Here is a 12,483-nt window from a genome sequence, read left to right as displayed (position 1 = left end):
TAATTTATGGGATAAAACTTGCAGAAAAGCGGGGAATTCTCCAGCTTTTGCTGTACATCACATGATCGTAATATTTATTTAAATGAATCGAGGCTGACGAATGAGCAATCAATCGATGGACATGCTTCTCACGAAGGATATCGTGCGTGAAGGGGAACCGATTTTGCGCACAAAGGTTGATCCGGTATGTCTGCCGCTGTCTGAAGAGGATCTTCAACAGATGCAATGGATGCTGGATTACCTGAAAAATAGCCAAAATGAAGAGCTGGCCACCCGCTATGAGCTGCGCCCGGGTGTAGGGCTATCCGCCAACCAGGTTGGGTTGAATAAAAGAATGTGTGCTATTTATTATGAAGATGGAGACAAAACGGTAGAATATGGCCTGTTTAATCCGAAGCTGGTCAGCCATTCTACATCCATGATTTACTTGGAACAGGGTGAGGGATGCTTGTCTGTAGATCGGTACATACCCGGATATGTACCACGTTACGAGAAGATTCGCATCAAGGCCAATTTACCGGATGGAACTCAGGAGCTGTTAACGTTTAAGGGGTATGCAGCGATTGTCGTACAGCATGAAATGGACCATCTGGATGGCATTATGTTCTATGACCGTATCAACCCGGAAGATCCGTATAAGCTGCCACAGGGAGTGCATATCGAACCTTTTGTACGTAAATAGTTCGTGATCCGTAAAGTGTGGTGACTCCGTTCACCACCTTTTTATTTGGCAAGAAAATATGGATATAAATGTTGTGAAGCTTTAAACTGAAAACATGTAAGCGCTTATCTCACAGGAGGGATGGCATGTATCGTGGAGTAAGGCATCTGATGAATAATATGCGTATGCGGAATAAGTTGCTCTTCTCCTACGTACTGATTGTCATGATCCCAGTGCTGTTGGTGGGCGGCTGCGTTATTTTTTATTTGCGAGAGCAGGCACTGGACAGTGCGATTGCCCAGACGGTAAATAATGTGGAAAAGATTAAGAGCCAGACAGCAAATTTATTACGTGTACCAACAGATATTTCAAATGGGCTAATGTTCGATAAAAGGCTAAAGGAGATGGCGAACCGCCGTTATCCCGGCATGGTGGAGCTCATGAATGCGTACCATCAGTACAAGGATTTTAATGAGTACACCCAGCAATATAGAGAGGTTGCTACTATCCGGTTCTATTCTTACAATCCGACGTTGGTCAACAATCTGGAGTTTATTCCTGTGGACGCTAACATTGAGCGGCAGCCGTGGTTCCAGGCGGCTTTGAAGGGGACGGCGATTAACTGGTTTTACATTCAGGATAAGGAGGATAACCCAGTTAATCGCCTCAGCCTGGTACGGCAAATTCCTTTTCCCGAATACAATTCCAAGGGAGTTCTGATGATTGCACTGAGTCAGACCGAGTTGAATCATATGCTGAGCAAGGAGCCCTTTGAAACCTTGATTACGGATCGTAACGGAATTGTGGTCGCAGCTACCCATCCGCAGTCAGTAGGTCGGACGTTGACGGATTTACATTTAGGCTTTGATGTCCAGCGTGCAGGTAAGGGGATATATGAAGCAAAAATTAACGGAACGCCCTCGAACATTATTGTGGATGAGCTGCTGCCAACCTCAAGTGTGAGCGGATTGACGATTATTTCGGTGTTTTCAACGGAACATATCGTGCAGGGGGCAAACCGGGTCAGCCTGATTGGTGCATTATGTGTACTAGCGGTACTCATCATGGCGCTGATTCTGATTACCATCATTTCCTGGCTTATTACCAAACGGCTCCAGCGGCTGAGCTATGAGCTGGGTCAGGTAGCTGCGGGTGATTTTCATGTGGTATCAAGTGTGGAGGGAAGGGACGAGATCGGTGATTTATCCCGCCGTTTCAACTATATGGTGAGCAGTATCCGCCAGCTTATGGCCCAGGTCTATGAGACGAGTGAGCATAATAATAAGCTTGAATTGGCACAAAAGGATATCAAGCTAAAAATGATGGCAAGCCAAATTAATCCGCATTTTCTGTTTAACGCGTTAGAATCCATTCGAATGAAAGCACACCTGAATGGGGAAGCGGAGATAGCAACGACGGTTCGTTTGCTTGGCAGGCTGATGCGCAGGAATTTGGAGATTGGCAGTGGTAAAACAACCGTATCACAGGAGCTGGATATGGTGCGATCCTATTTGCAAATTCAGCAGTTCAGGTTTGGAAATCGTTTGGTCTATGAAGTGAATTTGGAAGAAAGCGCGAAGGACATGTCGATTCCTCCCTTAATCATACAACCGTTAGTGGAAAATGCAGTCATTCATGGCCTAGAAAATAAGGAAGAACCAGTTACCGTAAAGGTAGATATCACAATAGAACAAAGAGAGCTGCACATTAAAGTGGCTGATGATGGAATTGGCATGGAGGAAGAGCAACTGACCCGTCTGTTGGCTCGGATCACGGGTACGGAGGAGCCGGAAGGGAGCAGTATTGGTCTACGCAATGTTCATCAACGTCTGACATTGATGTATGGTGAACGTTATGGTCTGCATATTGAAAGCGCATTACAGGTAGGAACAACCGTATACTTTTCCATACCAAGGGAGGAAGCGTCGAATGTATAAAGCGATGATTGTAGATGATGAGCCTGCGATTCGTGAAGGACTGTCTTCCATTATTGACTGGGGAGATTGTGGCTTTCGCATCGTCGATACGGCTGAGAACGGACGCGAGGCTTTGGAAAAGTTCGGAGAGCATCGACCGGAACTGGTCATTGTAGATATTCGTATGCCTGGGATGAGTGGGTTGGAGGTTATACAAAGCATACGCCAAATGAATGGGGAGCCGTATCACTTTCTCATTTTAAGCGGATATGCAGACTTTAATTATGCTAGGCAAGCCATGGGATTCGGGGTGGATGGTTATTTATTGAAGCCCGTTGATGAGGAAGAAATGACGCTGGAGCTAAAGCGAGTACGGCAAAGCATTGAAAACGAAAAGGGAGATGGAAAGTGGGGGAGTCCGTCTTCGCATGAGCGCGATTGGATCGAAGCATTGCTGTTTCCGGTTCATGGAGAACATGCTCGTAATGCTGTAGAACCCAGCCATCGTGCATCCAAGCAAGACGAACATCAAAGTAGCGGTGAAAAACACGGACAACAGCCTGAATTACCAGCATTGGACTGGAGTAGCTATCAGGTGATTCTGCTGGATTTGCGTATACCTGACTGGGATCGGCAAGCCCGGCAGTTGGCAGCAAAGCAGCGGCTGGCCGAATTGTGTCGTGAGCAGGGTAGAGGCATTGTGTTTGAGGCTGGAATATATACGGGCCTATTGCTTCCCGCCATGTTAAAAACGGAAAAAGATGCTGTTCAGTTGCTGGCTGCATGGCGACAGGAGCTAAAACCGTGGGTAAATGAAATCTATGGGGCTGCCGGCGCTCCGGTAGACATTCTTAAGGAGATCCCCAAATCTTTTGAGCAGGCGTTACGATTATTGGAGCGTACGTTTTTGTTCCGGGCAGAAAGAGTCATGCTTCCCGGCGACCTACATGAATGGGAGACAGTCCCTGCTGAAATGGATGAAGCGTCTGACAGAGCATCAGATGATCCCATGCGTTATGCAGAAAAGCTGTACTACGCGCTGGATATGGCTAATGGTAAAGCGGCGACCCGTGTCATTAAGGACATGGAAGTCCAATTTCCCCAGATTTATCGTACAGAATCTGCAATTAAGGCGGCATTCGCTCAGACATTCACACTCGCACTGAACAAATATGCAGCTGGACAGGAACACAGCCGGACCGTGCTGGAGGAGCATTCCAACTTGATTACCAGTGTATATGCCTATTCAACATTGGGCGAGCTGGTGGATCACTCGCTCGAACATGTGTTGCAGTGGATTGGACAGACTGATACGGGTGGCAAGGAGATCATCATGAAGCAAATGATTGACTTTATACATGGTCATTATGATGAAAATTTGCGACTGGAGTTACTGGCAGATATGTTCAATTACAATAGTGGGTATTTGGGCAAACTGTTCAAAAGTCATACAGGCGAGGCTTTTAATGCCTACCTGGATAAGGTAAGGATTGAGCGAGCAAGGGAATTGCTTGCACAGGGGATTAAGGTACACCAAGTGGCGGGCCGTGTGGGATATGCGAATGCAGATTATTTTCATAGTAAATTTAAAAAGTATGTTGGAATGTCACCTTCCTCCTACCGTAATCAGGTCCAAAAGAACGGAGGAACAGATGGCTGTTGATCGATTCCCTAGGTTTAACGTTATGAAGTCTCTCTTGCAGATGTCGGAGGTATATCCTCCGCATGAAGAGAGGCTCTTTTTTTATATATTGAAAAAAGACGAATCAATAGAAAATGTCACATTGATTATGGATTTTAGGGCATTTTCATAAAAATGCCATCGTTATGACACAACTTTGACACGATGTTCACATTTTTGATTCTATTTCATTTAAATTTATTCTATATAATGGGGATAATCTGAAGCCCGGTTATGGCAACCATGGGGAAGTTAGCTAAGTGAGTCATTTCCTAAAAAAGTGACGGTTTCATATGTAACAATGTGAATACAATCACAAATATAAAAGACTTCAGATCACAAACATTAAATCATTGTTAAGGGAAGTACAGAGGAGGAGCAGCATCATGGACGTATTGGATTTGGCACGGTTGCAGTTTGCAACCACTACGATTCTTCATTTTGTTTATGTGCCAATCTCCATTGGATTGTCATTGTTGGTGGCAATTATGGAGACTATGTATGTTATCAAGAAAAAAGACTTGTACAAAAAAATGGCTCAATTCTGGGGAACGTTTCTGCTGATTAACTTTGCGCTGGGCGTAGTTACCGGAATTTTGCAGGAGTTCCAGTTCGGAATGAATTGGTCGGACTTTTCCCGTTTTGTCGGTGATGTATTTGGTACACCGCTAGCCATTGAAGCATTGCTTGCATTTTTTCTGGAATCAACCTTTATCGGCCTATGGGTATTCGGCTGGGAAAGACTATCCAAAACTGTCCATTTAGTTTGCATGTGGCTAGTAGCGATTGGTACGATGCTCTCGGCTTTGTGGATTTTGGCTGCTAATTCATTCATGCAACGTCCCGTAGGATATGGGGTTGTAAATGGCCGTGCAGAAATGCAAGATTTTGCTGCTTTGTTAACGAACGAGCAGCTTTTGTGGGAGTATCCTCACACCATCTTTGCTGCTATTGCAACTGGAGCTTTCCTCGTAGCAGGGATTAGTGCTTGGAAGCTGATGCATAAAAAGAATATGGACTTCTTTAAACCTTCTTTTAAATTGAGCATTATAGTTGCATTAATCTGTGCCATTGCTATTCCTTTGTTTGGTCATGGACAGGCTCAATATTTGATCAAAACACAGCCCATGAAGATGGCAGCCAGTGAAGCTCTGTGGGGAGACAGTGGCGATCCAGCGCCTTGGACGGTTATTGCAAATATTGATCCTGATAAGCAGGAAAATACCTTTGAGATTAAGGTTCCGTTTGCACTGAGCTTTCTGTCGTATAGCAAGTTTTCCGGCTCTGTGCCTGGTATGAAGGAGCTTCAAGCACAGTATGAAAAGACCTACGGTCCGGGTGATTATATTCCGCCTGTCCGTACGACCTTCTGGAGCTTCCGCATTATGATTGCGGCAGGCTGTGCCATGATTGCACTTGCTCTGTACGGAGCTTATCTGAGTTTTCGACAAAAATTGGAGGGCTCCCATCGTTGGTTCTTCCGTCTTATGCTGTGGGGGATATCGCTCCCATTCATTGGCAATACCGCGGGCTGGATCATGACAGAAATGGGACGTCAGCCGTGGACTGTATTTGGTTTGCTGCAAACAAAAGATTCTGTTTCACCTACCGTTGTAGCAGGAGAAGTGTTGTTCTCACTGATTGCATTTACGACGTTGTATCTCATTTTAACGGGTGTATTGGCATTCCTGTTTGCTCGTACCGCTCGTAAAGGCCCAGATATGGAGCCGCATCAGCATACGGTAATTCATGATCCATTTGCTCAAGGGGGTGACAGCATTGTCGCTAAATGATTTATGGTTCTTATTGATCGCTGTGCTGTTTACTGGCTTCTTTTTTCTGGAGGGCTTTGATTTTGGCGTAGGAATGGCTACAGGATTGGTGCCGCGTAATGATCAACAAAAACGTTTGATGATCAATACGATTGGTCCATTCTGGGATGCCAACGAAGTGTGGCTGATTACAGCAGCAGGTGCGATGTTTGCCGCTTTTCCGCATTTTTATGCAACGATGTTTAGCGGATATTATCTGGTATTTGTGTTTATTTTGCTAGGTTTGATCTTGCGAGGAGTCTCCTTTGAGTTCCGGGGCAAGGCCGAAGGGAAAGGGTGGACAGGAACGTGGGATGCTTGCATTCTGATTGGCAGCTTCCTGCCGCCGATGCTGTTTGGCATGGCCTTTGCGGCTTTGGTGAAGGGTGTACCTATTCAGCAAAACATGGATCTGAAAGCCGGATTCTTGGATGTGTTCAATGGATACACCGTATGGATTGGACTGACCGTGGTCGGAATGTGCCTTATGCACGGGCTGACGTTCATTTCTCTGCGGACGATTGGTGAAGTAAGGGATCGTGCTCGTGTGATCGCGTCCAAATTTCTTCCGGTGTTGGGGATTTTGCTTGCTGGTATGGTGGTATGGACTTATTTTGCAACGGATTTATTTGCACGTCGCGGTCCCTTTATGTATGTTGCGGTTGCAGTGGGGATGGTTGCCTATGTGCTAACATGGTATTTCCTGAAGCAGCGCCGTGAAGGATGGGCTTTCGGGATGACCGGTGTCATCATTTTGCTAAGCTTCGTTTCGTTATTCGTTGGCTTGTTCCCAAGATTTATGGTGAGCTCGATCAACAGTGCTTTTGATTTGACGATATATAATGCAAGCTCCAGTCATTACACACTGAAAGCCATGACGATTGTTGCAGCAACGCTTTTACCCTTTGTGTTGGCTTATCAGGCGTGGAGCTATTTTGTTTTCCATAAGCGTCTCAGTGAAAAGGATCATCTGGAATACTAATGGATAAAGCCTGGTTTGAATTAAAGGGCATTCGGCCAGTAATGCTGCTGCTGGCCGCCCTTTCCCTGCTCCAGGGAGCAGCGGTAATTGCACAAGCCATCTTTTTGGCAAAGGCTGTTACGATTTTATTTAAACAAAATCCGCTAGTAATGGCTTGGCCATCGCTGGCGTTGTTTTTCGCGGCTTTTGCAGTGAGGCATACGATGATCTGGCTGCAACGCCGGACAGCCGGTCGTTTCGCCGAAGCAGCAGGCGCTTCCTTACGGGAGCGTCTGCTTGCGCGTTTGTTTGAGCGAGGCCCGGGTTTTGCTGCGCGGGAAGGAAGCGGCAAGTTGGTGACGCTAGCGCTGGATGGCGTGGATCGGGTTCGCAATTATTTGGAAATATCCATTCCTCGTATGATAGACATGATGGCTGTAACCTTACTTGTGCTTGTGTACGTTTTCACATTAGATATGATTTCAGGTGTGATTTTGACGACTACGATGCCGATTTTGGTGGGCTTCTTTATTTTGCTCGGCTTGGCGGCGCGCAAGCAGGCAGACAAGCAGTGGCGTTCCTATCGTCTGTTATCACATCATTTTACGGATTCGTTGCGTGGACTACAGACACTAAGGTTTTTGGGACGCAGTCGGGCGCATGGGGAAACCGTAGGGAAGGTCAGCGACCAGTATCGTACAGCCACGATGCGTACGCTGCGGGTAGCGTTTCTTTCTTCATTTGCCCTCGATTTTTTCAGTATGCTGTCGGTCGCTTTTGTAGCGGTAGGCTTGGGGCTGCGTCTGATTAGTGGTTCAGTGGGACTGGAGGCAGCGCTTGCGGTGCTTATTCTGGCACCGGAATATTTTATGCCTATACGACAGTTGGGATCAGACTATCACGCCTCATTGGATGGTAAAGAGGCTTGGGGAGCGATACGTTCGATTCTCGGTGCAGAAGAAGAAGCGACGGAGACGAATGCACAGACAGTACAAGATAAAGGATTAGACATCACGGGGCAGGACATCCTCAAGCTGTCTGATGTGTGTTTACTTAATGAAGACGGCTCTGCCCGGCTAGAACATGTGTCTGCAAGTGTTGAACCGCACATGAACATGATCGGCATCGTCGGAACGAGTGGTGCAGGCAAAACGACATTGCTTAGTCTGCTTGGCGGCTTTTCTGACCCGACTTCAGGTGAGGTGATCCTTAATGGATGCCGATTATCTGCGGATACCAAAGCTGAATGGCAGCGTCATATTGCCTATATTCCACAGCATCCTTACCTGTTTAGCGCTACTTTGGCAGATAATATTCGCTTTTATGAGCCGGAAGCATCCAACCAGCAGGTTGAGTGGGCGATTGATGCCGTCGGCCTACGTGAACTGGTGGATGGTCTTCCGGGTGGATTGAATGAGCCTATTGGGGAAGCAGGTCGGACATTGAGCGGAGGACAGGCGCAGCGGATTGCCTTGGCGCGCGCTTTGCTCAGTGACCGTCCGGTTATTTTATTGGATGAGCCTACGGCACATTTGGATATTGAGACAGAATGGGAATTAAAACAGACCATTTTGTCCGTATTGAAACACAAGAGGATGTTTCTCGCCACCCATCGACTGCATTGGATGCCGGATATGGACTGTGTCTGGATGATGAATCAAGGTCGTCTGGAAGAGGTAGGTTCCCATCAGCAACTGGTTGCCCAGAAGGGAGAATATTATCGATTGCTGACGGGAATGTCGGAAGGAGGGAACGGACGATATGAGAGCAACAGGCGATAGCAGCCAAGGCTGGTTTTTGCTTTATCTAAAACAATACTTTTGGGCCTTTCTGGCAGCTGCTCTTTTGGGCGCGCTGTCCATTGGATGTGCAGGGGCGCTGCTCTTTACGTCCGGTCATCTGATTACCCGCTCGGCCTTAAAACCTGAAAATATATTAATGGTGTATGTGCCCATTGTGCTTGTGCGAACGTTTGGTTTTAGTAAAGCCGTCATTCAGTATTTGGAACGCTTGGTAGGTCATGATGCTGCGCTGCGGCTTGTGTCTCGTATGCGGGTACGCTTGTATCGGGCAGTGGAACCGCAGGCGCTGATGATTCGCAGCAAATTTCGTACAGGGGATCTATTGGGATTGCTGGCAGAGGATATTGAGCAGCTTCAAAATATCTATCTGAAGCTGGTTCTGCCTGCGTTATCGGCTTTGCTGATATATGCAACAGGCATCTTGGCGCTTGGCTGGATGGATGGAACATTTGCCTTGCTGATGGCGCTATATGGGGGATTTTTGCTTTTTATCGCCCCAGCTATCTCACTTTGGACCTCACTCGCCAAACGGCGTACGTTCAAGCAGGAACGGAGTAAATCTTATCAGGAACTGACGGATGCTTTGTTCGGCATGAGTGATCTGGTGCTGAGCGGACGAACTGGGCATTTCCTTAGCACCTTTACACAACGGCACAAGAGGGTTGCCATGGTGGAAAATTCACTTCGCCGGAACGAGTGGCGTTTTCATTGGATCGCACAATGCTTTGTAGGTGGAGGAATTGTAATTATGACTGTGTGGGCCGGAGGACTGGTAGCACAGGGTCGCATTGAAGCGACATGGCTGGCATCCTTTGCGCTAGTAACTTTTCCGTTGCTGGATGCTTTCGTTCGCGCTGGGGAAGCGGTGGTTCATGCGCCGGAGTATCAGGATTCACTTCGACGGCTAAAGGATTCCGAGAAAGGTACATCTGCACTTGCAGCACGATCAGATGCAGGACAACCAGCAGCAGACGATGCAGCAGATACTAAAAAGGAACAGGCTACCGCTCAGCGATTAAGCCACGGGGGAGACCTTCTGCTGAACAACGTAAGCTACCGCTATGCGGCAACGCAGGAATGGAGTGTGCGTAATATCTCCCTACACGTACCACAGGGGGGCAAGGTTGCATTGCTTGGCCGCAGTGGTGCGGGTAAGTCTACGCTGCTGAATCTGATTCAAGGAGCATTGCAGCCTGATGAAGGCAGCGTCACTGTCGCAGGAGTACCTGTATTTACAGGTGGAGCATACTCCAGTCTATTTGCGGTGCTAAACCAGCAACCGTATTTGTTCGATACGACGGTAGCAAACAATATTCGATTGGGACGACCCGACGCCACGCTGGATGAGGTTCGTGCAGTGACGGAGCAGGTAGGGCTTGGAACCCTGATTGATTCTTTACCAGAGGGTTACGATACAAGAATGCAGGAGACGGGTCTTCGCTTTTCCGGTGGAGAAAGACAGCGCATTGCACTGGCGCGGATTTTGTTGCAAAATCACCCGATTGTTTTGCTGGATGAGCCGACCGTGGGGCTTGATCCGCTGACGGAGCATGAACTTATGCAGACGATGTTTCGCGTGCTGGAAGGCAAAACATTGATCTGGATCACTCATCATCTCACAGGAATGAAGCATATGGATGAGGTGATCTTTATGGAACAAGGCACCATCTCCATGCGAGGCAGTCATGATGAGCTGTGGCGAGATCATACCCGATACCGTAATCTGTATAAGCTGGATCATCCGGGTCTGGAAAAACAGTAATGATCACCGTGTCGGATAATATGGTTCATCTGCTATAAGCTTTGAAACAAGGTATTTAAAATTTCGATTAACTTTTATATACTGGTTAGAGTTGATGCGTCACATGCTCATTAGACATTCAACTGGAGGGGGCTGAAAGAAATGAAAACACTCATCTCTAAACATTGGCATTTGATGCTGATTGGTTTTGTAGCCCTGATCATGGGCGGGTTTGTCTTGTTTTATTTTCAAGGGAGCGTGTCGTCGTTTCCGGCCAATCAATCTCAACAAGCTCAGGAAGAGCCAGATAAAACCAAATACGAGATTGTTACAGTGGGTGTAAAAGGGGACGGTTTCTATCCTAAAAATATTGAAGTGAAAGCCGGCGTTCCAACCAAGATCAATTTCAAAAAAATGACATCCTTTACTTGCATCGATGAAGTACAGTCGTTGAAGATCGGAATGGACGTTTACCTGGATCACGAAAATAATTATTTTACCGTCAAGGATTTAAAACCGGGGGTATATGAGTACAATTGCGGCATGTATATGTACTACGGGACGATCACGGTAAAATAAATCAAAAAAGCTTTCTGGCACATGGGGACTGACCCCATGGATGCTAGAAAGCTTTTTTCTTCCAACTAGGTGAATTGCGACAGTAAGTGTATATATACCATCACCCACCTGTGGTGCAATAAATTCAAGAAATCCGGGGACAACAGCGATGGGAAGCACCATCCGCATGTGTAGTGGCACGAGTGTAAATCTTAATCCACTCCCCATATATCTAATTTTGAACTGATTTTTCTCCTAATTCGTCGGGTACCCGCTTTTGAGCCAGCAAAGTATGATAATAGTATCTAGAGATGAGGAGGAGCTTGTTATGGGATCTTCAACTGAAACCGCTTCCAATGCTGATGCTGTGATTCCTGAATCCAATCGGGAAAGACCGCGTAAGGCTCGCGGATCGAAGCCCGAACGCGGTGAAAAAGGCCTGTGGAACAGTGTGAAACAGCAAAAGTACCTTTATTTTATGTCCATTCCTTTCGTCATATGGGTGTTTGTTTTCAGTTATTTTCCACTATGGGGATGGACAATGGCGTTTCAAAAATATAAGCCAGCCAAATCGTTTTGGGATCAAAAGTGGGTAGGGTTAGACAACTTTATTGAGCTTTTTCAGGATGAACGTTTTTATCTGGTATTACGAAATACGCTGGCAATGAGCCTGATGGGTATTGTTTTTGGTTTTGTTGTACCGATCTTTTTTGCAATTCTGCTAAATGAGTTGCGTGGTATGCTGTTCAAGCGAGTTGTGCAGACAGTATCCTACCTCCCGCATTTTGTATCCTGGGTAGTTGTGGCCGGATTGGTGACGAAAATGCTGTCCATTGACGGTGGAATTGTTAACGATATTTTGGTAGCGCTTCATATTGTGGATGAACCGATTCAGTTTATGGCTAAGGGGAGTTGGTTTTGGTACATTGTAACCGCTTCCGACATATGGAAAGAGACAGGTTGGAATACGATTATTTATTTAGCTGCCATCACCGGAATTGACCAGGAACAATATGAAGCTTCACGTGTGGATGGGGCCAGCCGCTGGAGACAGATGTGGCATATTACATTGCCAGGTATCCGCTCGACCATCGCCATTCTGTTTATTATGGCGATTGGACATCTGGTCAGCAATGGTTTTGAAAAGCAGTTCTTACTTGGCAACAGTCTCGTAACGGATTATTCGGAAGTGCTGGATTTGTATGCACTGAATTACGGGATTAATCTGGGCCGCTTCTCTTACGGGACGGCAATAGGCATTTTCAACTCACTGGTTAGCATTCTGTTGTTGTTTACGGCGAACGGTATATTCAAAAAACTGACCAAAGAAAGCATCATGTAGGGAGGGAGAA

The 12,483-nt window shown here is 46.6% G+C and carries 9 protein-coding genes; all 9 read left to right on the top strand.

Annotated elements, in window-relative coordinates:
* The first annotated feature begins 100 nt into the window (after positions 1 to 100).
* The 9 genes from def to ACUC6J_RS20945 all read left to right on the top strand — a co-directional run bounded on the left by def (position 101) and on the right by ACUC6J_RS20945 (position 12,473).
* Positions 101 to 682: a peptide deformylase gene (def, locus tag ACUC6J_RS20985; protein WP_016820341.1), complete on the top strand. Its 582-nt coding sequence runs from the start codon at positions 101 to 103 to the stop codon at positions 680 to 682.
* A gap of 125 nt (positions 683 to 807) precedes the next feature.
* Positions 808 to 2,598 carry a cache domain-containing sensor histidine kinase gene (locus ACUC6J_RS20980; RefSeq protein ID WP_447249374.1) on the top strand — a complete coding sequence of 597 codons (1,791 nt, stop codon included), beginning with the start codon at positions 808 to 810 and terminating at the stop codon, positions 2,596 to 2,598.
* On the top strand, positions 2,591 to 4,240 hold the full coding sequence (locus ACUC6J_RS20975; RefSeq protein ID WP_250251305.1) for a response regulator transcription factor: 1,650 nt from the start codon (positions 2,591 to 2,593) through the stop codon (positions 4,238 to 4,240). The genes ACUC6J_RS20980 and ACUC6J_RS20975 overlap by 8 nt, the downstream gene beginning before the upstream one ends.
* A 404-nt stretch (positions 4,241 to 4,644) precedes the next feature.
* On the top strand, positions 4,645 to 6,051 hold the full coding sequence (locus ACUC6J_RS20970; RefSeq protein ID WP_117290012.1) for a cytochrome ubiquinol oxidase subunit I: 1,407 nt from the start codon (positions 4,645 to 4,647) through the stop codon (positions 6,049 to 6,051).
* The gene (gene cydB, locus ACUC6J_RS20965) at positions 6,038 to 7,051 is read left to right on the top strand and encodes a cytochrome d ubiquinol oxidase subunit II (RefSeq protein WP_016820336.1); all 1,014 of its coding nucleotides are present in this window, start codon (positions 6,038 to 6,040) and stop codon (positions 7,049 to 7,051) included. The genes ACUC6J_RS20970 and cydB overlap by 14 nt, the downstream gene beginning before the upstream one ends.
* The gene (gene cydD / locus ACUC6J_RS20960; protein ID WP_447249373.1) at positions 7,051 to 8,811 is read left to right on the top strand and encodes a thiol reductant ABC exporter subunit CydD; all 1,761 of its coding nucleotides are present in this window, start codon (positions 7,051 to 7,053) and stop codon (positions 8,809 to 8,811) included. Before cydB ends, cydD begins: the two co-directional genes overlap by 1 nt.
* Positions 8,792 to 10,594: a thiol reductant ABC exporter subunit CydC gene (cydC, locus tag ACUC6J_RS20955; RefSeq protein WP_447249372.1), complete on the top strand. Its 1,803-nt coding sequence runs from the start codon at positions 8,792 to 8,794 to the stop codon at positions 10,592 to 10,594. The genes cydD and cydC overlap by 20 nt, the downstream gene beginning before the upstream one ends.
* Before the next feature lie 141 nt (positions 10,595 to 10,735).
* Positions 10,736 to 11,152, top strand: coding sequence for a cupredoxin domain-containing protein (locus tag ACUC6J_RS20950; RefSeq protein ID WP_016820333.1), 417 nt, complete (start codon positions 10,736 to 10,738; stop codon positions 11,150 to 11,152).
* Positions 11,153 to 11,459: 307 nt separating this feature from the next.
* The gene (locus tag ACUC6J_RS20945) at positions 11,460 to 12,473 is read left to right on the top strand and encodes an ABC transporter permease (protein ID WP_016820332.1); all 1,014 of its coding nucleotides are present in this window, start codon (positions 11,460 to 11,462) and stop codon (positions 12,471 to 12,473) included.
* The last annotated feature ends 10 nt before the right edge of the window (positions 12,474 to 12,483 follow it).

The organism is Paenibacillus sp. JJ1683 (assembly GCF_053006485.1).
The sequence above is the reverse complement of the archived record's forward strand: the minus strand, read 5'-3'. Positions and strand labels throughout refer to the sequence as shown.

Excerpts from the sequence above, each read along its gene's own strand:
- ACUC6J_RS20945 (WP_016820332.1), top strand. The coding sequence starts at position 11,460 with ATGGGATCTTCAACTGAAACCGCTTCCAATGCTGATGCTGTGATTCCT.
- ACUC6J_RS20975 (WP_250251305.1), top strand. The coding sequence starts at position 2,591 with ATGTATAAAGCGATGATTGTAGATGATGAGCCTGCGATTCGTGAAGGA.
- ACUC6J_RS20950 (WP_016820333.1), top strand. The coding sequence starts at position 10,736 with ATGAAAACACTCATCTCTAAACATTGGCATTTGATGCTGATTGGTTTT.
- def (WP_016820341.1), top strand. The coding sequence starts at position 101 with ATGAGCAATCAATCGATGGACATGCTTCTCACGAAGGATATCGTGCGT.
- ACUC6J_RS20980 (WP_447249374.1), top strand. The coding sequence starts at position 808 with ATGTATCGTGGAGTAAGGCATCTGATGAATAATATGCGTATGCGGAAT.
- ACUC6J_RS20970 (WP_117290012.1), top strand. The coding sequence starts at position 4,645 with ATGGACGTATTGGATTTGGCACGGTTGCAGTTTGCAACCACTACGATT.
- cydC (WP_447249372.1), top strand. The coding sequence starts at position 8,792 with ATGAGAGCAACAGGCGATAGCAGCCAAGGCTGGTTTTTGCTTTATCTA.
- cydD (WP_447249373.1), top strand. The coding sequence starts at position 7,051 with ATGGATAAAGCCTGGTTTGAATTAAAGGGCATTCGGCCAGTAATGCTG.